Source organism: Bradyrhizobium sp. USDA 4503, assembly GCF_054055815.1.
In genome coordinates this window covers 575,193-600,896 of the sequence record NZ_JBSRXS010000001.1, presented here as the reverse complement: position 1 = coordinate 600,896, position 25,704 = coordinate 575,193, and the positions used below count along the sequence as shown (strand labels likewise).

The window sequence follows — 25,704 nt, the reverse complement described above, 5'->3', positions numbered from 1 at the left end:
TTCATGAACAAGCACATCTCGCGCGATGCCTTGGAGGACGCGTCAGGTGCGCCTGAGGCGTGCCAAGTCACTCCGACCCATGTCGAGCGACCTCACCCTAGTGCAGAAATGGCGCGGGTGGTCGGGACCACCCCACTTCACATGGCTTTGGATTCCTGCGGCGCCGGCATCGCCCACTGGAAGCATGACCCGCTGCACGACGTCGTCGCGCCCATGAGCCATCACGTGATCATGGCGTACAACGGCACGGTGCAGCGCATAGTGCGGCGGACGGGAAGCGCGGTCGCTATCGGTACGCTTCGCCCCGGAGCCGTGATCATCATTCCCGAAGGATCGAGCTCTCGGTGGGATATTCCGAAGCCTGTCGACGTCGTCCAACTCTATCTTCCGCACACCACGCTCGAGCGGGTTGCAGGTGAGCTCGACAGCACCACCTCAACCGATCTCCTGGAGCGGACGGCGCAGCCCGATCCCATTACATCTCGATTGCTCCTGACAGCGGCCGGTGCCATGGACGGCAACGGCTTGGATACCCTTTTCAGGCATCAGCTGATGGACCTCGTGACCACGCGCCTGCTGGCAGCGCATGTCGGTGTGCCGACCACGTTCCAGCCGACGCTGGGCGGCCTCTCACCGATAGTGTTGCGCCGCGCCATCGAGCGCCTGCGTGCGGATAACGATGCGGACGTATCGCTCGCGGCGCTCGCTTCTGATGCTGGTCTTTCGCGATTTCACTTCTGCCGCGCCTTCAAGGAAAGCACCGGGCTCTCCCCGCATGCTTGGCGACGCCAGCAACGGCTGGAGGAAGCTAAAAATATGCTACGCTACACCGACGCGTCGGTGCTCTCAATCGCGGTCGCGCTCGGCTATTCTTCCCAAACCGCGTTCGCCGCGGCGTTCAGGAAGCTAACGGGCGATACCCCGAGCAATTGGCGACGGCGTGCGCGTTAGCGCGTCGCCTATGGCGCCTGCAGGCCTGAATGTCAGGTGCTTTCCGGTCCGCAGCGTCACCTTCGCGCGCCCACCCTCACGAGGTAGGAATGCAAGGGCATGCCTGCTGCCGCTGAGAAGGCGCGGATGACTTGCGTAGTTGACACCCGGCGGCGTGCGCAAGTCTGACCGCGAACTCGGTTGCAAATTAGGGGAAAGCCGCTGGCGGGAATGTAGTTTCATTCTCAGTCGTCATCCTCGTGTTTTCAGCAACTCCTGACAAAACAGCGGCAACCGAAGAAAAGCCACTGTCCGATGCATCGGTATCCTGAGCGCTCCGAGAAAGAACCCGTGCTGACAGCCTTTTGGCCGAACGCGGCTTGCTCAACATTCGAGGACGCGCCATGCCTGCCAAAACCGTTGCTGACCAATTCGTTGAGACGCTGGCGGCGGCCGGCATTAAGCGCATCTACGGCGTGGTTGGGGACAGTCTCAACGGCTTGACGGATGCGATCCGGCGTCATGGCGGGATCGACTGGGTCCACGTTCGTCACGAGGAGGTCGCCGCTTTCGCCGCGGGCGCCGAGGCCCATCTGACGGGCGAGCTCGCAGTCTGCGCCGGAAGCTGCGGGCCGGGGAATCTGCACCTCATTAATGGTCTGTTCGATTGTCATCGATCCCGCGTTCCTGTGCTTGCAATCGCTGCGCATATTCCCTCCGCCGAGATCGGCAGCGGCTATTTTCAGGAAACCCACCCGGAGAACCTGTTCAAGGAATGCAGCCACTATTGCGAGCTCGTGTCAGGAGCAGATCAGATGCCGCGAGCGTTGCAGGTCGCGATCAAGGAAGCGGTCGGCAAGCGAGGCGCGTCGGTGCTTGTCATTCCTGGCAACGTCGCGCTGCAGGCGGCTATGACTGCACCAGCCCCAAAAGCCGATAGCTTGCTGCCGCCGATGCCGGTCGTAACGCCGGCAACCGACGACCTCGAAAAGCTTGCTCGACTGCTCAATGGCACGAGCCGCGTGACCGTCCTCTGCGGCTCCGGCTGCGCGGGAGCGCATGACGAACTTCTAGCCCTGGGCGAACGGCTCCAGGCGCCCATGGTGCACGCCCTGCGGGGGAAGGAACATGTCGAATGGGAAAACCCATACGACGTGGGCATGACGGGTTTGATCGGCTTTTCCTCCGGCTATTACGCCATGCGCGACTGCGACCTCTTGCTGATGCTCGGGACCGATTTTCCCTATCGGCAATTCTATCCGGACAACCGCGATGCCCGTATCGTGCAGGTCGATTTGAGGCCGGAGAATATCGGCCGCCGTGCCACTGTCGATCTCGGTGTGGTGGGTGATGTCCGGGCGACGCTTGCGGCATTGCTTCCCTTGCTCAAGACAAAAGCCGACGGCACACATCTGGCACAGGCGCAGCGCCACTACACCAAGGCGCGCAAGGCGCTGGACGAGCTTGCCGTGGCCATGCCGGGCAAGGCACTGATTCATCCACAACAAGTCGCAAAGGCGATCAACGACCAGGCTGCAGATGATGCGGTGTTCACCTGCGACGTCGGCCTGCCAACGGTTTGGGCTGCCCGCTACCTGGCGATGAACGGAAAGCGCCGTCTGCTCGGCTCGTTCTGGCACGGCTCCATGGCCAATGCCATGGCGCAGGCCGTGGGGGCGCAGGCCGCCTATCCCGGCCGCCAGGTAATCTCGCTCTCGGGTGATGGCGGCTTCACCATGCTGATGGGCGATCTTCTCACCCTTGCCCAACAAAGGCTGCCCGTAAAGGTCGTCGTGTTCAACAATGGTGCCCTGGGCTTCATCGAGCTGGAGCAGAAGTCGACGGGAATTCTCAACTACGGCACCGAGCTCAAGAATCCGAATTTCGCAGCGATGGCCGAAGCCGCGGGCATACGCGGCATCCGCCTCGAGCATTCATCCGACGTCACGGAAGGAATTGCTGCGGCGCTCGCCCACGACGGTCCAGTGCTGATCGATGCGGTCGTGAACCGGAGCGAACTCGCCATGCCGCCCTCGGTCACACTGGAAATGGCCAAGGGTTTCACCATGTACATGATCAAGGCCGTGATCAGCGGCCGCGGCGACGAGTTGATCGACCTGGCCGAAACGAACCTCTGGAGATGAGGAGGCCGGCATCTTCAGTTCAAGCAACGGTCATGTACATTACCGGCGAACGGATGCCGGCGCGCACATATCCTCCTCGCATGCGGCCTACGACCTGCTGCTTGCAAGTTTCTCGAAGTATTTAGAAACTAGGTGGTGTGGATTGGCACAGAGTAACGGTTCCTTTAGACGGCGCTTCCTGCGTTTATTCGTTCCGGCCGAGACAAAGGGTCCTGCACCTGTCATGGCGCATTTCAACGGTTTGGACGGACTGAAGGAGTTTCTTTTTCTCTCGGGCTTTCCAAACGCTCTTGCCAGGCGCGGGGTCTCGGCGTTGGTGGTTGATAAACCGGGAGTTGGCGAACCGTTGCGCAAACATGGCTTGCATATTTTTGCCGAAGTCGAGGTGCCTGCAAGCGCGTGTATCGATTTATCTCGAAACGTGCCCGGAAGGTCCAATCACTCATAAAAACTGAATCATCAAATCAAGCCAGGTCACAATGCCGACCGCGCTGACCCGGCCGCCCCGCGCCCGCGATCACGCCAGAATCGGAAGAGCCCGACTGATATCGTCCACCGACGGGTCGCGTTCCCACGATCCAAGCCCCCGACGATACTGGCCGGGCGCCAGACCGGTCGCCTGCCGGAACGCGCGTGAAAAATTGGCTTGGCTGGAAAAGCCGAGTGCCAGTGCAATCTCGACCAAGGGGAGATCACCTTCGATCAGCAGGAGTTTCGCGCGCTCGAGGCGCTTGGTACTCACATAGCGATGGGGAGATTGTCCGACGGCCTGCTTGAAGGCGCGGGCAAAGTGGTAGCGGCTCAGAGCCGCCGTTGATGCCATGCGATCAAGAGTGAGATCGCCTTCGAGGTTTGCTTCGATATAATCCAGCACGCGGAAGAGCCTGCGGCGACCGAGCCCTTCTCTCGCTAAGCGGGTAACAGAGGAGGCAGTTGGCGTACAGATGTGTTTTTGAATCAGCCTGGCGGCCATGCTGCTTGCCAGTGACTCGACCAGCAGCGTGCCTGCAGAGGTTTCGGCCTGCAGTTCCGACGCGATGGCCCGCGCCATCTCGCCTAGTAGCGGATCTTCGAAGGCGCTCTGATATCTCAGGAAGCCGAGCACCGACTCATCGACGTCGATACCGAGCTTGCTCGGGGAGAACTGGCTCGAGGGAAGATGGATATGCATGATTTCCGGCAGATCGTTGGCGATGTCGACGGAGCCGTCCCGCCAACCCGCTGGAGTTAGCCAAACGGTGCCGGGGCGGGTGACCTTTTTATCCACGATCCCGGAAGCACGCCGCGTGATGAGCGACCCATTACCACGGATATCGATACAAATCTCGGTATCGGATTGCGTGCCTTGCCAGGGAATTACGCTTTTGCCATGAGTGCGCACCTCGGCCGACAGGCCAGACCAGCCTCGATTCATCGAAGACAACAATAACTTCGTCGGACCGCGGCTCTGCCAACGGTCGCCGTGAGGCTGTGGTTCTACGCTCGCGCCGGCTGGCTGCTCTCGTCTTATCTCCATGATGCCTTCCCGAGGGTTGGACGTTGCTATCTTCTGAACCAGGCCTTTCGAAATTTGCCGCGATGCGACGAAACTCGAGAGGATCCTCTCAGATCATCGAAGGGCGTTCGGTGGATCGTCCCGAACCGAAGTCGCCGTCACGCGGTGATCAGGCGTCGGCGCACCGCTCATGCCCGAGGGATCGTCGCGATATAGGAAGGACGCTTGGCGAAGCCCGCATGCCAAGCCGCCAGGCCGGGATGGGTCTCGCGCCAGTCCCAGTCGGCGAAGCGCGAGTCCAGATAGCCTAGGGCGCAAGCGGCGCTGATTGTGCCGATGGTTACAGGCCCCTCGAGCTCCGCCGCATCCGCCTCCATACGGTCGAGCGCATTCCGGATCTTGGTCGTCTGGCGCTCGATCCAGGCTTCGCTGCGTCCAGACTCCTGGCGCAGGTTCAGCTCGTAGCGGATCAGGAGCGCGGCATCCAACAGTCCATCGGCCAGGGCTTGCCAGCGCAGCGCGCGCCAGCGGGCCTCGCCCGCGGCGGGCAGCAGGTTCGGTCCGTCATGCCGCGAGTCGAGATACTCGCAGATTACAGGGCTGTCGTAGAGCGGGCCGAAATCGGCCTCCAGCACCGGGATCTTGCGCACCGGGTTGTACGCCGACAGACCGTTTGCCGGGTCCTCGGTGTTAATGAGGACCAGCTCGATCCGGTCCTGCTGGCCGGTCTCGATGGCGACGATCCGGGCCTTGCGGGAGAAGGGCGAGAACGGATTGTAAAACATTTTCATAGTCGTCTCCAGGTTGAGGAAATCAATCAGGACCAGTCCCGGAGAGATCATTCATTCGTGGTGCATTCGGTAGGTGATTGTGCCTACTATCATCCATAAGCAGCCCTTTGAGATCGGTGGCGATGGACCGTTTCATCACGATGGCAACCTTTGTGCGGGTGGCGGAGCTCGGCAGCCTGTCGGCGGCAGCGCGAGAGCTGGGGCTGACGCAGCCTGCGGTCAGCCAGCAGGTGGCAGCGCTGGAGCGGCGGCTGGGCGTGCGCCTCCTGAACCGCAGCACCCGCCGCCTTGCGCTGACCGAGGCCGGTGAGCGCTACCACATCCAGGCCCGCCGAATCCTCGAGGCGGTGACCGAGGTCGAGGACGGGGTGACCGAGGCGGCGGGCACGCTGAGCGGCATCCTGCGGGTGCATGCGCCGGTCGGGTTCGGCCAGGCGCATGTGGCGCCGATCTTGATCGGCTTCCAGCGGCTTCACCCGAAGCTGGCGGTCGAGCTGATCACCGACGACCGATACGCCGATCTCATCGGCGAGGCTGTCGACGTGGCCATCCGTCTCGGCACGCTCGCTTCCCCCGGGCTGGTGGCGCGGCGTCTGGCGATGCTACGGCGGATTTTGGTAGCTTCTCCGGAGTACGTCGCCGTCGAGGGATGCCCGCAAACGCCGGAAGATCTGGCGCGCCACCCGCATGTGCGCTTCAGCTGGTCGGCGGCGGGGGACGTCCTGTCGCTGAATGGCCCGGACGGGCCGCTGGAGGTGCGCGTGCGATCGCGCTTCCTCGCCAACAATACGTTCGTGCTGGTCGAGGCGATCCGCGCCGGCATTGGCGTCGGCGGCGCCCAAGTGCCGCTCGTACAGCCGCTGCTCGAGAACGGCGCATTGGTGCGGGTCATGGAGGACTACGCTTACGCTCCGCTGGAGCTGCATGCGATCTATCCTTCCGGCCGCTTCGTGCCGCGTCGGGTCCGCGCTTTCGTCGACTACCTCGCCGCCGCACTGCCAACCATTCCGGGTCTTGAGCGGGAATGATCCGGGCACCCTAGGCGATTAGTGGTCGACTGATTGAAGGTGCCATCAGCGCGTCGGGCCACACTTCGCCATTGAAGGGGCCCGCCGGAGAGATCCTCCGAACGCAAACTGGCACTATGCCTGCTTGAGCATGGTAATCGTTGTCTGGGGCGCCGCACGGCCTGGACTTGCCCGTCATGGCAAGGCCGCCGGCATTCGACAACGCTGATGCGAGTTCGGCAAAGCCGACATAATGCATGCCGCCCTGGATGATCGGATACCGGATACCGAACAATTCGGTGATTGCTGTCTTCAATTGGAAACTCCGCTTTCCGCCCATTGGACGATTTCGAGCGTCAGTTTCGCTGGGCGGTCCAGTACCCCGAACAACGCGCACGTCCCGAATAGCCGCCCCATGTCCCGCGACCGGAATTGCCCGAGAGCCGGCCCGACCCGGACGCATATTTGTCCGGAACGCTCACCGAGGCGCTGACGGCGCCCGAGCGAGCAACACGGCCCTTGAACTTCACGAGGTTGGGGTGCGTGACGACGCCGTCAGTGATGTTGACAGAGAAATCATAGGTCGGGTCGCACGCGCCTCGTTGCGTCACGAAGAGAAGGTCCCATGACCCGACATACGCCGAGCGGGCCTGTGCGACTGATACGAAGGCGACCAGGCAACCCGCGGCTACCGCGGATGTGAAGAGGTTTCTCATTGTGCGCTCCATTGTTTCCATCATTCGCTTCCTCGAAAATGTTGCCTCAATGCAGTTTGCTGATTTCGGCGAGCCCGTGGCCGATGCGGAATGCACTGCTGGTCACTCTGCCGCGAGCGCATGGTGTCGCCGCGGCAATCCGATCCGGCACCATATATCGACCAACGCTTCACCGAGCGCGTCAATCAGCTTGTCATCATGATAGGGAGTCGGCGTGATGCGGAGCCGCTCGGAGCCACGCGGGACGGTGGGATAGTTGATTGGCTGGACATAAATGCCGTGCTCGGCGAGCAGGAGATCGCTCGCTTCCTTGCACTTTTCCAGATCACCCACCATCACCGGCACAATGTGCGTATCACTGGGCATTACCGGCAGACCTGTCGCATTGAGCACGGATTTTACCCGCGCCGCGCGTTCCTGATGGCGGTCGCGCTCCCATTGCGACGTCTTGAGGTGCCGGATCGCCGCGGTGGCGGCGGCGCAGACTGCAGGCGGAAGCGCGGTAGTGAAAATGAATTCCGGCGCGCAAGAACGCACCGCATCGATGATATCGACGCTCGCCGCGATGTAGCCTCCCAGGCAGCCGAAAGCCTTGGCCAGGGTACCCTCGACGACGTCGATGCGATGCAACGCAGCTTCCCGCTCGGCGATGCCGGCGCCGCCGCGGCCGTACATGCCGGCCGAATGGACCTCGTCAATGTAGGTCATGGCGTTGTAGCGCTCCGCGAGGTCGCAAATGCGTCTCACCGGCGCGATGTCGCCGTCCATCGAGTAGATAGCTTCGAATATGATCAGCTTCGGCCGCTCGGGTGCCTCCACCGCCAGCAATTCTTCGAGGTGATCGACGTCATTGTGACGCCAGATCTTCTTTTCCGCGCCAGCCCCCGCACGCCTTCGATCATCGAATTGTGGTTCCAGGCGTCAGAGAGGATCAGGCAATTCGGCAGCAGCTTGGCGATGGTCGCAATGCCTGCCAGGTTCGACACGTACCCCGAGGTGAAGACCAGCGCGGCTTCTTTACCGTGCAGGTCCGCGATCTCGCGCTCTAATTCGACCAGTGGATGATTGGTGCCCGCAATGTTACGGGTGCCGCCCGCGCCAGCGCCCATGCGGGCCGCGGTTTCGATCATTGCGCCGATCACCTTCGGATGCTGACCCATGCCGAGATAGTCGTTCGAGCACCAGATCACGACCGGCCGTGGGCCATCCGGAGAATGCCACACTGCGTGCGGAAAACGTCCGGCGATGCGCTCGAGATCGGCAAACACGCGGTAGCGTCGTTCGGCGTACAGCCGAGTTAGCGCCGCAGAAAAGAAATGATCATACGTCATGGAATCTTCGCCTGGTTTTGCTCAACGATTGGAACTTCGCCTACTCAAGGAGCAGCCGAGCCCATCCGGTCCGCTGTCGCCCATCAGGCTGAAAGGGGCGGCCGGTCCTCGGGAGGGGAAAGGACCGGCCGCGGGGATGCCCGGCGAGGGACACGGGGGAGGCACGCGCCGGGAGCCCAAGCTGCTTCAGCTAATCGTGACAGATGCGGATGCTCCATGCTTGGAGAACCATTTTGGGCCCGGGCCACGCATGTAATGACGCTCGGGCCGATACCAATCATGAGCCCTCGCCATAAGCTTGCTCAGTCTGCACGCGAGTTCGTTCACCATCTGACGAAGCGACACTTTCCGCGATCCAATTGCGCGCATGCTGACCTCAATGCGGCTTGCCAAGTACGAAAGCGAAGGGGACGACGAACAGCTCATCGCCCTGGTCGTCACTGACATGCAGGACCCAGTCACGCCAGTCCTCGAGGCTGTGCTCGCTGGTGAAGGATCGCACGAGGCGGGTCGCATGATCGCGCGCCTCAGCGAGATCGTTCACCACGGCCCCGGAGTGATCGAGGAAAACCTTCTTCGTGGTGAAGCGGTGGAAAAATACCTGGGTCATGTCCGGTCTCCTTCAAACCGCGCCTGGCTTTGGGCATGGGTGGCCGCGCGGGCCAATGCCTTGGCCGCATCGACATGCGAAGCTTGCGCCGCTCGCCGCTCGTGCAAGTCGGCCAGGGCCTTCAGCTGATGCGCAACTGCCAGATCTGTCATGGTGCTGGCGGAGTGGAGCAAGGCATGCGCGGTTTTCAGATATTCCCTGCCTCGTCGTGAAATCTGCAACGTCATGGAACCCTCCTTCGGGCCAGCGATCAGCGGGATCGATGCGGCCTGGCTCCGTTATGCAGATTTTTCCCGGGCGCGGCTTTGCTCTGGTTGTCGCGATTTTGTCATAGGTTGCTGTCGATGGCTGCCGGTGAACCTGGCCGATCCGCCCGTGAATTTCGTAGCCAGATCTCGCATTGGCCGGGCGGGGTCGACAGGCTGACCGGCGCGTCTCCTCACCGGAGTAACGCCGACCTGCCGATGAGCCACTGAGATGCCCTATTCGGTTCCGTCGGGCTTCACTTTTGAGTCAGCAGACAGGAGAACGCTCGATCGAACCCAGGCTCGGGCCAGATCGAATTGAATCCACTCAGGGCTCAAATGGATGTCCAGTGAATCAAGTCGTCCAGGCCCAAGGTTCTGATAGCCGTACGGAATGTTTGGAGGACCAAACACAACGTCACCAGCTTCAGCATCGATAGTCCTTTCGTTCCCGTGCAACGGCACTAGTGAGGCGCATGGTCGAAGGCTTTGCTTCGAATGTTGCGATCTTGTCGCTGGTTGCTTAGAACACCGCGGCGGGCTCGTACCAAGGTCCCTGATGCCCGGCATCCGCGGTCAAAGCTGCCGGTCGCGCATCTCGTCGAATTCCTCGCGGCAGGCCTCGCTGAATTCGCGCAGCAGGTCAATGGATCCGCGTTTGGCCATGTCACGCAGTTCGCCGAAACTCTTGTCCGGCTCCAAATAGGTATCCATGATCGTCTTGGCGATGTGCTCGGCACTTCGCACGACCGGCCTGGAGGACAGCACTCGCATCCTGTTGAGCTTCGCATACAGCGCAACCAGGCCGGGGGTACCGGCACTTACCTCGTGATGCTGAAGCGCATCGATGTGACATCTCGAGGCTTCCTCGATGAAATCCCTGTAGAGGATCTGCCGCCGGTTTTTCTCATGAAGCAACCATTGCGCGCGGACCTGGCTTCGGTGGTTGAGCCAATTGGCGATTCCGCTGCTCAGGCCGCCAATGGTCGCGCCGATAAGGGCGGCGAGCGCAGAAATGATGGAAGCGTCCATGTGTTTTAGCGCTGCATTTGCAAATTCATCATCTCGCCATGCGCCATCATGTTCTCATTCAGATTGGCCATAATCACGAGGGAGCCCGCGAGGACGAGGATTACGATGAGCACGCCAAACGCGAGCGCCAGGATATTGTGGGTGCTGTCCGGCCCCGTCGTAATGTGAAGAAAGAACACTAGGTGCACGCCCATCTGGGCGATGGCAAGGACCGCGAGTCCGGCCGGCACGCCAGGAGCCCAGATTGCCGACGTGTTGGCCACCCAGAACGATGTGGCTGTCAGGATCGCCGCCAGCAGCAGGCCGATCGTGTTGACGAGCAGGCCGGAAGACGCGCTTCGCTCCGAGGCCGGAATCGCCGGCCGATCTCCCGGTGCAACATCCCAACGTGTGTCGGTCATGGCAGGACTCCCATCAGGTAGACAATTGTAAAGATCAGGACCCAGATGATGTCGAGTGCGTGCCAGAACAGGGAGAAGCAGTGCAAGCGGCGCACCACGACCTGCTGGAAGCCTCGCTGCGACAGTTGAACCATCATGAGGACCAGCCAGCCCAGTCCGACCGCTACGTGCAAGCCGTGACATCCGACCAGCGTGAAAAAGGCGGAAAGAAACGCGCTGCGTTGCGGGGACGCCCCCACCGCCATCATGTTCTGGAATTCACTGAGCTCGAGATTGAGAAAGGCCGCACCCAGGAGGAACGTTACCACGGCACCGAAGAAGGTACCGAGATGATGGCGCGAATTGATGGCGAGCGACATCAGTCCGCAGCTGTAGCTGGAGAACAGGAGAAACGCAGTCTCCATCGCGGCATTGCGCAGATCGAACAACTGGGCACCGGTCGGACCACCCGCAGTCGCCTTTGCGAGCACGGCATAGCTCGCAAACAGCGCCGAGAACATCACGATGTCGCTCAGCAGGAAGATCCAGAACCCGAAGCCGGCGATGATTCGCTTGGACGCGGGACCCGCCTCGGCGACATCAAGGAGTTCGGCCTTGTGTACGGCGTCTGCCTCAACCAGGATGTTCATAGCGATACCTCCACCGGATGTGTCCGATCGAACCGGGCAAGCTGTTCCGCTGGGATCTCGACTTCGTCCTCCGTGCGGAACATGAAGGCGAGCCACGTTATGGTCGCGCCGAGAAGCCCGACGCCTGCCATCCACCAGATGTGCCAGATCAGGGCGAAGCCGATAATCACTGCGAAGAACGCGGTCACGAAACCGGCCGGACTGTTCTTGGGCATTTCGATCGGCTCGTACCTGCGCTGCCGCCCGGACAAATCCTGCTCCGCGAGCACACGCTGCTTCTTTGCCCAGAAGGCATCGATCTCATCCGCACGAGGCAGCACCGCAAAATTCCAGGCCGGCGGCGGCGATGCGATGGACCATTCCAGGGTGCGTCCGTTCCAGGGATCGCCGGTGGTGTCGCGGAGCTGCTCGCGGTCGCGAATGGACACCACGAGCTGCACGACCTGACAGATGATTCCGGCCATGACGATGACAGCACCTGCCTCCGCGACCAGCAGCCAGGGCTGCCAGGCCAGCACATCATAGTGCTGCAGACGGCGGGTCATGCCCATCAGCCCGGTCACATAGAGCGGCATGAAAGCAAGGTGGAACCCGATAAACCAGCACCAGAACGCGGCTTTGCCCCAGCGTTCATCCAGCTTGAAGCCAAATGCCTTGGGAAACCAGTAATTGTAACCGGCAATCGCGCCGAACAGCACGCCCGGGATGATGACGTGGTGAAAATGGGCGACCAGGAAGACGGAGTTGTGCACCTGCCAGTCGACAGCCGGCAACGCCAGCAAAACTCCGGTGAGGCCGCCGAACACAAACGCCACCATAAAGCCGATCATCCAGAGTACCGGCACCGTGAAGCGGACGCGACCGCCATACATCGTGAACAACCAATTGAAGACTTTGACGCCGGTCGGCACTCCGATGATCATGCTGGTGATGCCGAAGAAGGCGTTGACACCAGCACTTGCGCCCATTGTGAAGAAATGATGCAGCCACACGGTGTAAGACAGCACGCAGATCGCCAGCGTCGCGCCGACCATCGATCGGTAGCCGAACAGCGTCTTTTCGGAGAATGTCGCGCTCACCTCCGAATAGATGCCGAATGCCGGCAGCACGAGAATGTAGACTTCGGGGTGACCCCAGACCCAGAACAGGTTCACGTACATCATCGCGTTGCCGCCGGCATCCAGCGTAAAGAAGTGAAAGCCGAGGTAACGATCGAGCAGCAGCATTGCGAACAGCGCGGTGAGCACCGGAAATGCGGCCACGATCAGCAGATTCGAGGCGAGCGCGGTCCAGCAGAACACCGGCATGCGCATATAGCTCATGCCGGGCGCGCGCATCTTCAGGATCGTGGTGACGAAATTGACTCCGCTCAACAGGGTCCCGATGCCGGAGATCTGCAGGGACCACAGGTAATAGTCGACGCCGACACCCGGCGAGAACTGCAGCTCGCTGAGCGGCGGATAGGCAACCCAGCCGGTCTTGGCGAATTCGCCGACCAAGAGCGAGACATTGATCAGCAGGACTCCCGTTGCGGTGAGCCAGAAGCTTGCGGAATTCATCGTGGGAAACGCGACGTCGCGGACGCCGAGCTGCAGCGGCACGGCAAAATTCATCAGGCCGATCACCAACGGCATGGCTACGAAGAAAATCATGATGGTGCCATGCGCCGAGAAAATCTGGTCGAAATGCTCAGGTGGCAGATAGCCCTGCGCACCGCCGGCCGCGACGGCCTGCTGGGTACGCATCATGATGCCGTCCGCAAAGCCGCGCACCAGCATGAGCAGCGCAAGGACGATGTACATGACCCCGATGCGCTTGTGATCGACCGAGGTGATCCATTCGCGCCAGAGATACGGCCAGTATCCATTGATGGTGACCCATGCGAGAGCCGCAACGACGATGGCGCCGACGCTCGCCACCGTGCCCATGATGATGGGTTCATGGAACGGAATGGCGCTCCAATCGAGTTTGCCCAGCAGGTTCATCGTTCTGCCCTCATGGATTTGGGATAAGGCACGCAGAGACCGGCAGTCGGTTGCATTGCGGCATCCATGATGCCGGCAAACAGGCCGCCCGCGACTGACCGGTAGGTGAAGGGCGCAACCGCCCTGCTCGGCCTGACCAGGTCGCTATAAGTCTGTGTGTCGAGCACCGGCCCGGCGCTGCGCGTTGCAGTCGCCCATTGGGCAAAGTCTTGGGACGCAACCGCATCGACCTTGAAAACCATGTCGGCAAAACCCGCCCCGCTATAATTCGCTGACATGCCGCGATATGTGCCGGGATGGTCGGCCACGAGGTTCAGCCGGGTCACCATTCCGGCCATGGTGTAGATCTGGCCGGCGAGCTGCGGCACGAAGAAACTGTTCATAACGCCGGAGGACGTCAGCTCGAAGCTGACCGGCGTGCCGACCGGGATCGTCAAATGATTGACGCTCGCCACGCCCTGCTCCGGGTAGATGAACAGCCATTTCCAGTCGAGCGAGACGACCTGGATCTTCAGCGGCCTTGTCGAGGAGGCAATTGGCTTCGGCGGATCGAGATCGTACGCGCCGATCCAGGCCACGGTGCCGACAAGCAGCACGGTCATCAGCGGGATCGACCAGACCAGCATCTCGATGCGGCCGGAATAGACGAAATCCGGCCGATAGCGCGCCCGCTCATTCGATGCCCGGAACCGGAAGGCAACGCCGAGCGTCGCAATGGCTACCGGGATCACGATCGCCAGCATGATGCCGGTCGCGTTGAACAGGATCTGCCGCTCGGCCAGCGCAATGGGACCCTTGGGATCGAGCACGCCGTCGCAGCCACCGAGTGTCGCGGCCGCCAGCAGGACCAGGGTAAGCGAAACGTATCGCATATCAGATCTCCCGAACCTTGATGCCGCATGCACTGCAGGCGGCGCGCAGCTGACGAGCGGCTGATGGCGACACGCTAATCCAGTCATCATGCGACAACCGCGTCGACGCGAAAGCACGGCCGTTGTGATCGACCAGAAAGGTTGCAAACAGCACGGTCAGATATGCGATGGAGTAGACGAACAGCCTGTGAGCCGCGCGACGATCGCCCGCGGCGCTCCGGTTCAGCTGGAGTGCAAGCAAGAGGAAAAGCACGCCACAGATGGCGACGATGCCGCCATAGATCGCGCCTGCAAACGCGAGCACCCAAGGCAACTCGGAAGCGAGAACAAGGAGACCGCTGTAGACAAGGATCTGCCGCGTCGTTACCGCTCGTCCTGCAGCGACCGGCAGCATGGGAACGGCGGCACGCGCATAATCATCGGTGCGATTCAGCGCCAGCGCCCAGAAATGCGGCGGCGTCCAGAGAAAGATGATGAGGAAAAGAACCAGCGGCTCGAGCCCGATCTGCCCGGTCGCCGCGCCCCATCCAATCACCGGTGGAAGCGCGCCGGCCGCACCCCCGATGACGATATTCTGTGGTGTCGCTCGCTTCAGCCACGCCGTGTACACGACGACATAGAAGAGGATGGTGCCGGCGAGCAGCGCGCCCGCCACGAGATTCGTCACCAAAGTGAGGGTCGCGACTGCAATGAGGCCAAGGGCGGTCCCGAAGACAAGCGCCTCGGCCTTCGAGACCTTGCCGCGTGGAATTGGTCGCGTCGCGGTGCGCGCCATGACCGCGTCGATGTCGGCGTCGTACCACATGTTCAATGCGCCGGCGGCTCCAGCGCCGGCTGCAATGGCCAGAATCGTGATGACCCCGGCAAGTGGTTCAAGCCGTATCGGCGCGATCATCAAGCCGACGAAGGCAGTGAACAGCGAGAGCGCCATCACGCGCGGCTTCGCCAAACTGATGAAGTGGCGCGGTCGCTCGGCCCAGCCGGACCGTGAGGTCAACCGAAGGCGCGATACTGACATCGCGATGCTGTTCATGGTGGATTCCTCAGGGAGAGCATTTCCTGGTTGCGCCTGACGCGGTCAACACGGCGACGCACCAAACAGGTCGGGCGATGCCATGAGGATGCTGACGGGCCCATCGCTCGAATCGGCGCTCGTCCCCGCACGCTTGGTGCGCAGTTCCAGCAGACCGAGCAAAATCTCGTCTCTTTCGGCCTCGAGCTCCGCGATGCTGCGCGATCCGACCTCGGCATGAACGCCGTCGATCAGCTTCTTCTGCACCTCGGGCGTGAGCACGGGCGAACCGAGTGTCTTCCACGACGCGCTCATCGGGCCGGCAAACTGATGCAGGAAATGCTCGATTCCGCCGGGGCCGCCGCCGAGGTGATTGAGCATCATGTTGCCCATGATGCCCCAGCGCAGACCCGGCCCCCAGGACAGAGCGTCGTCGACGTCAGCAGCGCTCAGCACATCCTCGGCAATGAGGTAATAGACTTCCCGAGCCAGCGCGCCCTGCAGGCGGTTGGCGACATGGCCCGGCATTTCCTTGTTGAGCCGCACGGCTTTCTTGCCGATCGACTTATAGAAGGCGATCGCGCGCTGCACCGTCTGTTCCGAGGTCTTGCTCCCGCCAACCACCTCAACCAGCGGAATCAAGTGCGGCGGATTGAAGGGGTGACCAATGACGCAACGCTCCGGATGCAACGCTGCGCCCGACTGAATGTCACTCATCTTGATCCCGGACGAGCTCGACGCGATTATCACGTCAGGCGGCAGCAGCTCGTCTAGCTGTTTGTACAGCCTCTGCTTGAAGTCCAGCCGCTCGGGTCCGTTCTCCTGGACGAGGTCGACGCCGACAACAGCTTCGGCAAGGTTGGCGGTGAACTTCAGGTTCGACAGCGACGCGCCGGGCGACAGGCCGAGCCGTTCGAGCGCCGGCCAGGCCGACTTCACGAACTTCCGCAGCGCGGTCTCCGCATCGGGCGCAATGTCCGTTGCGACGACTTCAAGCCCCTTGGCGAGGTACTGCGCGGCCCAGCTCGCGCCGATCACGCCGGTTCCGATGATAGCGATGCAGCGAATGGGTTTGGTAGTGATGGTCATGTCAGTGCTCCGATGCGTTTTCTAGAGAGCGACGTAGGCGACGCCGGTGAGATTGCCTTGAGCCGCGAGAACCGTGCGCTTGTTGGTACCGTCGAGGTTGGCGACGTAAAGGGAGCCGGCGAGGTCTGTTGCGAACAGCCTGTTACCCGGGACATCCAAGGCGAGGCCAATGCCTTCCATCAGGTTCGACACCACGATCTGCGGCGCGTTATGCGCGGGCTTTGCGTCGATCGGCGCGCGATTCACGGTGTTACCGCGTGGAGGATTGCCGCGGTCGGTCCAGTAGAGAAGACGCCGGTCAGGATCGATCTCGAGATCGATCGGCTCGGGCAGGCCGTCGAGCAGGACCTCGACATCGCTGCGGTTAGCTGGCGTTTCACCTTGCGGCATGTCGATTCCGGCGCGCAGGATGCGCCCGACTTCGGCGTTGTCGCCGCCCTTCTGCGTCCAGTAGATTTGTTGCCGTTCGGGATCGACGGCAATGCCAACGCACCAGCGCGTCTGGTCGCGCCGGTCGTCTTCGCCGTCTCCGGTCTGGATCAAGGTCTCGATCTGCGATCCGTCGAGGTTGGCGCGCATGACACGCATCCCCTCCCGGTCGGACCAGTAGAGCTTGCGGTTCGCCTTATCGAGATGGAGCTGTTTCGGCGTGAACGTGCCGCCCGGGAGGATGATGAACATCCGGTTGCTGCCATCGAAGTCGGCGCGCTCGATCGAGCCGTCGTTACGGCTGGGAACACCCATATTGGTCCAGTAGACGTGACCGGCAGCGGCGTCGACGGCGATGCCGTCAGGATAGGGGCAGTCGGTGGCAACGACCTTGCGGTTCGTCCCGTCTGGATCCATGGAAAGGACACGCCCTCCGCTCAGGTCGAGCAGAAACAATCGGTCGGAATGGGTCGCGCCCGATGGCGCCTTTGCTCGTGTGGCCTGCAGTACGGTCATGTTCTGTCCTTTCGTGTCAGGGCTGTCTCAATGATGCATGGCGTCGCGTGGGCCTACTTGGCCGCTGCCGGAGCTGTCGAGCGGGTGAAGTTGGGCGGACGCTTCTCGAGGAATGCCGCGAATGCTTCTCGGGCCTCGGCGGAGTGCAGCCGCTCGCCAAATTCTCGGCTTTCCACTTGGATGGCCGCCTTGACCTGGTCGACGAAGCCTCGCTTGAGCAGCCGCTTGGCGGCGCGCAATGCACCGGCCGGCTTTGCCGCGAGCTTTCTAGCCGTTTCCGTCGCTGTGACGAACAACCGAGCGTCGGGGACCACGCGGGTCACAAGGCCCAGCTCCGCAGCACGCGCGGCGCCGAAAGTCTCGCCCAACAGGAACAATTCTGCCGCCCGCAGGTGCCCGATGCGGGCCGGAATCGTGAAGCTCGATCCGAACTCGGGCACGAGCGCGAGGTCGATGAACGGCAGCTTGAATTTCGCACTTTCGCCTGCGAAGACGAAATCGCAGTGCGTCAGCATCGTGGTGCCGCCTCCGACAGCCGCGCCCTGCACGGCTACGACGATCGGCTTTTCGAACTTGATGAACGCATCCATCAAGCGGGACTGCGGGCTCTCGCCGGGCGCCGGAGTCTTGAGAAAATCCTTGACGTCGTTGCCGGCGCAGAAGGTGTCACCGGCGCCGTGCCAGCGCACGACACGGACGTCGTCGTCTTCGGCCGCCTCGTTGAGGATCTGCGCCAGCTGCAGATACATGCCGTTCGTCATCGCATTCTTCCGCTCGGGGCGATTGAACTCGACTCGCAGGATCCCGTCGGAACGCTCGGTAATGATGTCGCTCATGATCTGTTGCCTTTCATGCTGGCGAAGCCATCAAGTCGCGCTTTCCTGCTTGCGGGATGGCGCCGGTTTCGCAATAGCGCCGCTTTCGCGCAGGCTGTCGATGCTCTTGGGGTCGAACCCGAGTTCGGCGAGAATCTGCTCGGTATGCTCACCGAGGTCCGGTGCACGCTGCGCTGGAGCCTTGTCCACGCCGTGGATCTGGATTGGACTGGAGATCGTGGAGGTCAGCTTGCCGCCGGCGCCGTTGAGCGGAACGACGATATCGTTTGCCGTCAGTTGCGGATCGTTGACGACCTCTTGCGGTGCGCGCACTTCACCGAAGGTGACGTTGACGTCGGCAAACACCGAATGCCAATGTGCCATGGGCTCGGCGCCGAAGACCTCGTCGAAGACTTCGGTGAGCTTCGACATGTTGGCGACGAGCTGCTTGGGATCGGAGAAATGCGGGTCGATCAGCAGGTCCGGGCGGCCGATGGCGTTCGCCACAGCAGCGAACTTGTCGGGCGTCACGATCAGAACGAACCAGGTGCCGTCGGCGGAACGATAGACGTTCGCCGCCGCATTGGCAGGATGCGTGCGGTCGTGCATCGGCGGAAACTTGGCGCCGGCGAGAGCTGCCTGAATGGAAACACTCGCGGACCACACGCCCTGGGCCAGCAGAGATGTCGTGACATACGAGCCCTTGCCGGTGCGCTCGCGCCGGTACAGGGCGGTCACGATCGCCGCATAAAGACCGACGGCCGTGGCGTTGTCGCCGCTGCCTCCCACCGGCCAGGTGGGCGGCGCGCCGGCATCGCGCGTCATCGACAATAGACCGCTGCGCGCCCAGTACGAAGTGATGTCGAAGCCGGGCAGCTCGGCATCCGGCCCGTGCTCGCCGAAGCCCGTCAGGTCGGCGTAGATCAGGCGTGGATTCCATCCCGCGACGTCGTCATATTCGAGCTTCAGCTTCTTGCGCGCGTGGTGCGGCGTGTTGACGATGAACACATCCGCCCAGTTGGCGAGCTCGAAGATAACCTGCTGCGCGCTCTGTGACTTGAGGTCGAGTGCGATGCTCCGCTTGTTGCGGTTGGAGAGATGCCACTGATAGGGATCGTGGGAATTCGGCTGAAACGCTACCTTGTGCCCATTGCGCCAGGGATCGCCGTGCGGCGGCTCGACCTTGACGACGTCGGCGCCGAAGTCGGAGAGGATCACAGCCGCGCCCGGTGCGGCGACGAAGCTCGAGAAGTCCACGACCTTCAAGCCCGAGAAAATGTTTTCGTTTGCCATTTGCGTTTCTCCTGAAAATGATTGTGATCAACGTCCCGCAAAATGCGGTGCGCGCTTTTCGAGGAAGGCTGAGGTCCCTTCCCTCTTGTCTTCGGTACCGGCGCAGAGCCCGAAGTAGGATGCTTCAAGGGCCAAGCCTTCGTTCTGGCTTGTCTCCATTCCCTTGTTCACGGCATCGAGGGCGTACGTGACGGCGATCGGCGCGTTGGCGACGATCTCGTTCAGGATTGCCTCTGCGCGTGCGATCAGGTCTGCAGCTGGGACGACCTCGTTGACGAGCCCGATGCGGCGGGCCTCCTGAGCGCCGATCAGTCCGCCCGACAAGATGAGCTGGAGGGCACGACCCTTCCCAACCAGGCGCGGCAGCCGCTGCGTGCCGCCACCTCCGGGAAGCAATCCGAGCTTCACCTCGGGCTGGCCGAACCTTGCATGCTCCACCGCGATGCGGATCGTACATGCCATCGCGGTCTCGCAGCCGCCGCCGAGCGCAAATCCATTGATCGCTGCGATCACCGGCTTGCCGAGATTTTCGATCAGATCGAGGACCTGCTGGCCGAAGCGGCTCGACCGTTCAGCGTCGATCGCACTCGCTTGCGCCAGGCCACCGATGTCGGCGCCGGCGATGAAGGCCTTGTCGCCCGCGCCCGTCAGGATGACGCCGCGCACAGCAGGATCATTCTGCGCATCCGCGAAAGCGGCCTGCAGCTCCTGCCACGTCGGTACGTTCAGGGCGTTGAGCACCTTGGGCCGGTTGACCGTTACGTAGGCGATCGCGCCCTGCTTCGTGTAGAGGACATTCGTGAGCGTCAGCGCTCTTGTAGCGATGGCGGCAACCGCCGGAGGCGGTGTAATTGTTGTTGTCGACATATCGATTGCTCCTGCCTGAGGGACAGGCCGGCGCCAGAGCGCCGGCCCGGTCTGCGACATCACACGAAAGCGCTGAACCCGGTGATCGCCTTGCCGACGATCAGGTTTTGCATCTGGTAAGTGCCTTCGTAGGAGTAGATCGCTTCAGTGTCGGCAAAGAAGCGCGCCACGTTGTAGTCGACCACGATCCCGTTGCCGCCCAGCACCTCGCGGGCCCAGGCGACCGTTTCCCGCGCCTTGCTGGTGCAGAACGCCTTGACGATCGCTGCCTGCGCATCCGTCAGCTTGCCCGCCGCTTCCAGCTGCACCGCGCGCGCCAGCATGGATTGGCAGGCTACGATGTTGCCCAGCATTTTCGCCAGCAGCTCCTGAATCAGCTGGAACGATGCAATCGGCTTACCGAACTGCAGGCGCTCCTGGGCGTACTTGAGGGCATGTTCGTAAGCGCCCATCTGGGCGCCCGTGATTTCCCAGCCAACGCCATGCCGGGTACCGCGCAGCACCAGCGCAGGATCGCGAAACGTTCCCTTGCCTCCCTGCAGACGGTTGGAGTCAGGCACTCGGCAGTCGGTCATCGTGATCTGGCCGTTCTGCACAACTTTCAGTGCGATCTTGTTCTCGATTTTCTCGACGCTGAAACCCGGCGTCGTCTTGTTCTCGACGATGAAACCCTTGACCTGGTCGTCGGCGACGTCGCGCGCCCAGACGATCGAGATGTCGCACCACGGCGCGTTGCCGATCCAGCGCTTCTGGCCGTTGAGGATCCAGGTGTCGCCGTCGCGTTTTGCCGTGGTAAGGAGTCCAGCACCGGCGCCAGAGCCCACCAGCGGCTCGGTCAGCGCGAAGCAGCCGACTTTTTCCATGCGCGCCATCGGCGGCAACCATTTCTGCTTCTGCTCCTCGGTGCCCGCAAGGTAGATGGATTCCATCGCGAGACCGGTGTGAACACCGTGGAAGGTACAGAACGAAACGTCGGTTCGCGCGATCTCCAGCGCGACCAGTGCAACCAGCAGCGGGCTTCCGCCCGGGCAGCCGTAGCCATTGATGCCGATGCCGGCGATGTTGAGCTCCTTGTACGACGGCAGCAGCTCAAACGGGAACGTGTCCGCGGCCCAGTGCTTGTTGATGATGGGCTGGACCTTCGTCTCCATGTAGGTGCGCACTTTCTTGACGATCGCCCGCTCCTCGTCGCCCAGCAGGTCAGCGAATTGAAAAAAGTCGCTATTTGGCGGCGGAAGCTGCTTCGAAGGCCTCAGTGCGGTAGCGGTGGCCATGTTGATCTCCTGCGTTGCCCGGCCGCGGCTCCGGCGCTGGCCTCTTTGCTCATGGCATCGAAGGTACGGAAGCCGTTGGCCAACGGCTTTGCATCGTGTGCTGTCGTTTTGTCTTTTGTTGCTGGCGAAAGGCGCTGCAGTGCAAATGCGCGCATGCGCCCGCCCGCAGCTACTGCGCGCCCAGCTTCTGGCGATATTGACCCGGCGCCTGACCTGTTGCTTGCTTGAATGCGCGGGTGAAACTGGCCTGGTCGGAAAAGCTGAGCGCCAGCGCGATGTCCGCCAGCGGCCTGTCGCCCCCGGTCAGCAACGCCTTCGCGCGCTCCAGGCGCCGGACACTAACGTGACGATGCGGGGATAATCCCATGGCCTGCCTAAACGCCCGCGCAAAATGGTACCTGCTCAGGCAGGCAATCGAGGCTATGCGATCGAGGGTGAGATCGCCTTCCAGATTGGTTTCAATGTAATCCAGCACTCGCTGGAGCCGGCGTCGATCGAGCGCTCCCCTCGCGGCGGGGAAGATGGACTGACCAGTCGATTTCCTGATGTACCTTTGCACCAACCTCGCCGCCAGACTCGATGCGAGGCCTTCAATGAGCAAGCTTCCGGCGGCCGTTTCAGCCACCAGCTCCGATGCGACCGCGCGTCCGATTTCGGCCAGCAACGGATCTTCGAGAGCACTTTCGTAGCTTAGCCCGCCGATTGCCGACGCATCTATATTGATAGCGAGATTGCCCGGAGAGAAGTGGCTGAGGGGAAGATAGATATGCAACACGCCGCTCATATCTTCGGCGATATCAAGCGAACCTTCCTGCAAGCCGGGAGGCGAGAGCCACACCGTGCCCCGCCTTACGGCGATCCGGCTTTCGATGCCCGGGGCCCGCCGAGCAATGAATGATTTATTGCCGCGGACATCGACGCACATTCTGATCTCGGATTGCGGGGTTCTCCATGGAAACACCGCTCTGCCGACGCTGCACAGCTGAGCCGACAGGCCCGACCAACCCCGGTTCATCGAACTTGAAGCTAGATTGACGGGGCCGTGCTTTCCCCAAAAGTCGAAGTACGGCCACGACTCAGTCCGGACTGCAGCCGCCCGTTGCTCTTGTAGTACCTCCATGACGCCGCTCCCGCAGAGTTGCTCAAGCAGCGAGCTCGGAAATGCCTGTGCGCAGCCGTTTGAACTTCTCGTTCCGGACCTCGATGGCCTTGACGGAATTTTCGAACGCCTTTTCCAGAACGCGCTTGCCGATAGTCCGGAGGACAAAGCCGAGGAGCCGCCCCATCAGGTTCTTGCCTTCGCGTATGACGACTACGTCAATGTCGGTCTTCCCGTTGGAATGACGTGTGAAGGTGTAGGTGTGGCCCGATGTGCCACCCCACACATTGGAGTCGATCGTCGTAAGGACGACGCGGTTGGGATCGGACCAGTCGTAGTGCAGCCGTTCCCAGATGCCGCCCGAGCCTTCCGTGACGTCGGCATGCGAGCTGCTCCGGTGATGCACCTTGAGACACGCATCGGCGCTGTTGCCAAACAGCGTCGTGCGACCAGGCCCGAAATCAGTCAGGCCGGCGATGTACTGCTCTGGCGTCACCGTGGTCGTCCGGTGAAGATGGATGGTGGACATGCGCGGTCTCCTTGTTACGTTTCGCTTACCGACCGTACCCCCTCAAGTCGAAGTTCAGTTCGAGGCCGTGATCGCGCTGCGAACTAGTACGCGATCGCCCTTCCGGCTGATCTCGATCGCGTATGGTTGCTGCGGTGTAGAGAGGATCACGCGTTGACCAGGCGCAAGAACTGATACGAGACGGATCGGCGTTCCTGCCTCGCCCTGCGCTAGAGTGGCCACCACACGGAAACCATCGCGCTCGACCGTGTAGTAAGCGATCCCGGATATCTCGCCGAGATCGATGCTCTTGCCCTCCATTGGGCGCAGATCGTCTGCATATGCAGGCGGCAGAGCGGCGATACCGAATGCAGCGGCGAAAAGCATGCTGCGGAGTGACATTGCGATTTCTCCTATCAGTTCCGAAAGCGGCATGGGCCAGCGAGGGCCGCCACGATGTTGATCACCAAAAAAACTCGCCGCCCTGATGGATCCAGGTTCCATTGACCGAATGGACGATTGGTGTGTCATCGAGCTGCCTGTTGACGGAATCCGTCGGCGGGAAGACGCTGTCGTACATCGCGCGGGCTTCAAATATCAGGCGGAGCCTTTCGCGCTCGTCCTTCGACATGAATCGGATAACTTCACCCATATTCGCCTCCAACTCGTAACGCCGTTTCCGGCAGATCATTGAGCGGGAGGTGGGGCGAAAGCCTTGGGTCAACAGGCGGGAAAACCGGAAGCCATCCTTCCAAATTCCGGAAGCTCGGACCGAGCCCCCCGTAGCGGCCTACTCCGCGAAGGCTCGCTTCAGCCGCGGCGCGGCAAAGTCCAGAAAAGCGCGAACTTTGATCGGCAGAAAACGGTTGGCCGCGTAGACGAGGTTGACCGGCATTGCCGGCGGCTGAAATGCATTGAGGACGGTTGTCAAGGCTCCTTCCCCCGGCGCATCATGGAGTTGATAGGCAAAGACAATGGAAATTCCCGCGCCAGCGCGCGCGGCGGCGCAAGCCGCTTCGGCGCTGCCGACGATGAGCCGCGTACGCACTGGCACCGCTATGGTCGCCTTGTCCCTGACGAATGTCCAGGAATCGGGTGGCGAGAAGCCGGCATAACTGATGCAATCATGCTCGACCAGATCGTCGGGCGTGCGCGGCGTTCCGCGAGCCGCCAGATAGGTGGGACTGGCGCAGACCACTCGGCGTGTGCTGCCGAGCCGTAACGCTATCAAGCTCGAATCCGGGAGCTCGCCGATCCGCACCGCGATATCGATTTGCTCCTGAGCCAGACTCAGTTTTTGATCAGTAGGGATCATCCGGACCTTGATATCCGGATAAGTCTTGAGAAAGTCCACGATGATCGGCATGAGGATGATACGCCCAAGACCCAGCGGGGTGGTCACAGACAACTCGCCAGTCGGCGCGGTATACTCACCGGACGCTGTACGCTCCGCTTCACTCACGTCCGTGAGGATACGCTTGCAGGCCGCAAGGTAGGAAGCGCCTGTCTCGGTTAACACCAGCTGTCGGTTCGATCGGTTGAAGAGCTTCGTCCGAAGGTGAGACTCGAGCTCAGATACGTTGCGGCTGACCGTTGTGAGCGGTGTTTTCAACCGGCGCGCCGCCGCGGACAAACTGCCCTGCTCGACCACGGTCAGAAAGGTCGACATCGCCTCCAGCCGATCCATCGTGGCCCCTTCCCTATTTCGAAAGCGCGCTTTGCATTTTGCCATATCACCCCGGAAATCGGAAGGCCGCCAAGCACTTGTGAGCAATCCAGGAACATGAACCGGCTCGGCCTTCCGCCGTTCGGGAAGAGCCTTTCCGATTCCGAGCTCTGTTAAGGCAAGCCGTTCAGTCCATTTCCTTGAAAGAAGACGTGCGATGCACGTCGCTTACCGAGGAGAGTTCAATGAACACCCGGATCGAACCTTTCCGCTACGAACTTCTGCACAACGATGACGCTGACTTCGTCGCGTATCAACACCTGTCGAGCGACGGTCACTGGCGAACGGTCTCGATGTGGATGATTCCGCAATCAGCGGGCGACTCAATCCTCGTTAAGCCGCGCTGAATACCTCAGTCTTCGTCGTCAGCAATAAATGACAAACGAACGGCATGCGAAGCCAATCCCATGACCAGCCGCTTCATTATCAATGGTGAATGAGAACTGCCGTCGACTCAATATGAGAGGGATTCCGCTAACGCGGTCTGTTTGTCATGCCGATACGTCAGTATTTTCTTTGGGTGGGAAGTGTCCTTCTCGCAGTACTTTTTGTCGCGGATCTGTTGCTCCCCGCGCCGGTTGCTCATTCACGCGCTGAAATCCCCCCGAATGAAAGGGTCAACCTTCAGATCCGGTCTAATCACAAATGGCCTGAGCGGGTGGTGTTGGACACCGCGCATTCAGCGCCGTCGTTCGCACAGGCTCATGCTGAGCCGGGCCTCGTGCCGCCGCCAGATCCCGCCCGCGGGCTGCCAAATGCGCTGGCAGAGGTGGCGCCGGCTCGGGCTTCGGCAGCAACAAATGACAATGCTTCGGCAATCCCGGCAAAGCCGGTGCCGGGAGCCTTTCGTATGACTGGGACGATCAAGGTCGACTGAAGGGTGCTGAC

General features: G+C 61.6%; 26 protein-coding genes and 2 pseudogenes. 4 read left to right on the top strand and 24 right to left on the bottom strand.

What is annotated here, in order from left to right; genetic code table 11:
• The first annotated feature begins 3 nt into the window (after positions 1–3).
• Complete coding sequence (locus ACVMIH_RS02835; RefSeq protein ID WP_456860657.1) at positions 4–951, top strand: helix-turn-helix domain-containing protein; 948 nt, start codon at positions 4–6, stop codon at positions 949–951.
• 383 nt (positions 952–1,334) lie between these two features.
• Entirely contained in the window at positions 1,335–3,074 is a 1,740-nt protein-coding gene (gene poxB, locus ACVMIH_RS02830; protein ID WP_456860655.1) for a ubiquinone-dependent pyruvate dehydrogenase, read from the top strand.
• 517 nt (positions 3,075–3,591) lie between these two features.
• On the opposite strand, the gene ACVMIH_RS02825 is transcribed toward poxB, so the two are convergent.
• Both ACVMIH_RS02825 and ACVMIH_RS02820 read right to left on the bottom strand, forming a co-directional pair.
• A complete protein-coding gene (locus tag ACVMIH_RS02825) occupies positions 3,592–4,488 on the bottom strand; it encodes a helix-turn-helix domain-containing protein (RefSeq protein WP_456866374.1) in 897 nt (298 codons plus the stop codon).
• 269 nt (positions 4,489–4,757) lie between these two features.
• Entirely contained in the window at positions 4,758–5,360 is a 603-nt protein-coding gene (locus ACVMIH_RS02820) for a glutathione S-transferase (protein ID WP_456860654.1), read from the bottom strand.
• 122 nt (positions 5,361–5,482) lie between these two features.
• On the opposite strand from ACVMIH_RS02820, the gene ACVMIH_RS02815 reads away from it, so the two are divergent.
• On the top strand, positions 5,483–6,388 hold the full coding sequence (locus ACVMIH_RS02815; protein WP_229193104.1) for a LysR family transcriptional regulator: 906 nt from the start codon (positions 5,483–5,485) through the stop codon (positions 6,386–6,388).
• Positions 6,389–6,563: 175 nt separating this feature from the next.
• Here ACVMIH_RS02815 and ACVMIH_RS02810 read toward each other — a convergent pair.
• The 22 genes and pseudogenes from ACVMIH_RS02810 to ACVMIH_RS02705 form a co-directional block, all read right to left on the bottom strand.
• Positions 6,564–6,683 (bottom strand): annotated as a pseudogene (locus tag ACVMIH_RS02810) (nitronate monooxygenase); the annotation flags it as partial.
• Positions 6,684–6,723: 40 nt separating this feature from the next.
• Entirely contained in the window at positions 6,724–7,083 is a 360-nt protein-coding gene (locus tag ACVMIH_RS02805) for a hypothetical protein (protein WP_456860652.1), read from the bottom strand.
• A 102-nt stretch (positions 7,084–7,185) separates the two neighbouring features.
• Positions 7,186–8,414: pseudogene (gene hemA / locus ACVMIH_RS02800) on the bottom strand (5-aminolevulinate synthase).
• Between the two features lie 376 nt (positions 8,415–8,790).
• Positions 8,791–9,024, bottom strand: a complete 234-nt coding sequence (locus tag ACVMIH_RS02795; protein WP_456860650.1) for a DUF6894 family protein — start codon at positions 9,022–9,024, stop codon at positions 8,791–8,793.
• Positions 9,021–9,251 carry a hypothetical protein gene (locus ACVMIH_RS02790; protein WP_456860648.1) on the bottom strand — a complete coding sequence of 77 codons (231 nt, stop codon included), beginning with the start codon at positions 9,249–9,251 and terminating at the stop codon, positions 9,021–9,023. The genes ACVMIH_RS02795 and ACVMIH_RS02790 overlap by 4 nt, the downstream gene beginning before the upstream one ends.
• A 594-nt stretch (positions 9,252–9,845) precedes the next feature.
• Positions 9,846–10,301, bottom strand: a complete 456-nt coding sequence (locus ACVMIH_RS02785; RefSeq protein ID WP_141340154.1) for a hypothetical protein — start codon at positions 10,299–10,301, stop codon at positions 9,846–9,848.
• Positions 10,302–10,306: 5 nt separating this feature from the next.
• Positions 10,307–10,702 (bottom strand): cytochrome o ubiquinol oxidase subunit IV, encoded by a 396-nt coding sequence (locus ACVMIH_RS02780; RefSeq protein ID WP_168857402.1) that lies wholly within the window; start codon positions 10,700–10,702, stop codon positions 10,307–10,309.
• Positions 10,699–11,331, bottom strand: a complete 633-nt coding sequence (locus ACVMIH_RS02775; protein ID WP_229189006.1) for a cytochrome (ubi)quinol oxidase subunit III — start codon at positions 11,329–11,331, stop codon at positions 10,699–10,701. Before ACVMIH_RS02775 ends, ACVMIH_RS02780 begins: the two co-directional genes overlap by 4 nt.
• On the bottom strand, positions 11,328–13,310 hold the full coding sequence (gene cyoB, locus ACVMIH_RS02770) for a cytochrome o ubiquinol oxidase subunit I (RefSeq protein ID WP_253641050.1): 1,983 nt from the start codon (positions 13,308–13,310) through the stop codon (positions 11,328–11,330). The genes ACVMIH_RS02775 and cyoB overlap by 4 nt, the downstream gene beginning before the upstream one ends.
• A gap of 2 nt (positions 13,311–13,312) precedes the next feature.
• Positions 13,313–14,188 carry a ubiquinol oxidase subunit II gene (gene cyoA, locus ACVMIH_RS02765; RefSeq protein ID WP_168857404.1) on the bottom strand — a complete coding sequence of 292 codons (876 nt, stop codon included), beginning with the start codon at positions 14,186–14,188 and terminating at the stop codon, positions 13,313–13,315.
• A 1-nt stretch (position 14,189) separates the two neighbouring features.
• Positions 14,190–15,221, bottom strand: coding sequence for a heme o synthase (locus ACVMIH_RS02760; protein ID WP_456860646.1), 1,032 nt, complete (start codon positions 15,219–15,221; stop codon positions 14,190–14,192).
• A 45-nt stretch (positions 15,222–15,266) separates the two neighbouring features.
• On the bottom strand, positions 15,267–16,289 hold the full coding sequence (locus ACVMIH_RS02755) for a 3-hydroxyacyl-CoA dehydrogenase NAD-binding domain-containing protein (RefSeq protein ID WP_456860645.1): 1,023 nt from the start codon (positions 16,287–16,289) through the stop codon (positions 15,267–15,269).
• 21 nt (positions 16,290–16,310) lie between these two features.
• A complete protein-coding gene (locus ACVMIH_RS02750) occupies positions 16,311–17,234 on the bottom strand; it encodes a 3-hydroxyacyl-CoA dehydrogenase (protein WP_168857405.1) in 924 nt (307 codons plus the stop codon).
• Between the two features lie 53 nt (positions 17,235–17,287).
• A complete protein-coding gene (locus ACVMIH_RS02745) occupies positions 17,288–18,070 on the bottom strand; it encodes an enoyl-CoA hydratase (protein ID WP_229189011.1) in 783 nt (260 codons plus the stop codon).
• 30 nt (positions 18,071–18,100) lie between these two features.
• Entirely contained in the window at positions 18,101–19,342 is a 1,242-nt protein-coding gene (locus ACVMIH_RS02740; RefSeq protein ID WP_456860643.1) for a CaiB/BaiF CoA transferase family protein, read from the bottom strand.
• 27 nt (positions 19,343–19,369) lie between these two features.
• Positions 19,370–20,269 (bottom strand): enoyl-CoA hydratase-related protein, encoded by a 900-nt coding sequence (locus ACVMIH_RS02735; RefSeq protein WP_229189018.1) that lies wholly within the window; start codon positions 20,267–20,269, stop codon positions 19,370–19,372.
• On the bottom strand, positions 20,269–21,483 hold the full coding sequence (locus ACVMIH_RS02730; RefSeq protein WP_229189020.1) for an acyl-CoA dehydrogenase family protein: 1,215 nt from the start codon (positions 21,481–21,483) through the stop codon (positions 20,269–20,271). Before ACVMIH_RS02730 ends, ACVMIH_RS02735 begins: the two co-directional genes overlap by 1 nt.
• 169 nt (positions 21,484–21,652) lie before the next feature.
• The gene (locus ACVMIH_RS02725) at positions 21,653–22,408 is read right to left on the bottom strand and encodes a helix-turn-helix domain-containing protein (protein WP_229189022.1); all 756 of its coding nucleotides are present in this window, start codon (positions 22,406–22,408) and stop codon (positions 21,653–21,655) included.
• A 217-nt stretch (positions 22,409–22,625) separates the two neighbouring features.
• Positions 22,626–23,111 (bottom strand): hypothetical protein, encoded by a 486-nt coding sequence (locus ACVMIH_RS02720; RefSeq protein WP_229189024.1) that lies wholly within the window; start codon positions 23,109–23,111, stop codon positions 22,626–22,628.
• 54 nt (positions 23,112–23,165) lie between these two features.
• Positions 23,166–23,492 carry a hypothetical protein gene (locus tag ACVMIH_RS02715; protein WP_229189026.1) on the bottom strand — a complete coding sequence of 109 codons (327 nt, stop codon included), beginning with the start codon at positions 23,490–23,492 and terminating at the stop codon, positions 23,166–23,168.
• A gap of 61 nt (positions 23,493–23,553) precedes the next feature.
• Positions 23,554–23,742 carry a hypothetical protein gene (locus ACVMIH_RS02710; protein WP_229189027.1) on the bottom strand — a complete coding sequence of 63 codons (189 nt, stop codon included), beginning with the start codon at positions 23,740–23,742 and terminating at the stop codon, positions 23,554–23,556.
• 138 nt (positions 23,743–23,880) lie between these two features.
• A complete protein-coding gene (locus ACVMIH_RS02705) occupies positions 23,881–24,777 on the bottom strand; it encodes a LysR family transcriptional regulator (RefSeq protein ID WP_168857411.1) in 897 nt (298 codons plus the stop codon).
• Between the two features lie 224 nt (positions 24,778–25,001).
• Between ACVMIH_RS02705 and ACVMIH_RS02700 the strand changes: the two genes are divergently transcribed.
• Complete coding sequence (locus ACVMIH_RS02700) at positions 25,002–25,163, top strand: hypothetical protein (protein WP_456860641.1); 162 nt, start codon at positions 25,002–25,004, stop codon at positions 25,161–25,163.
• The last annotated feature ends 541 nt before the right edge of the window (positions 25,164–25,704 follow it).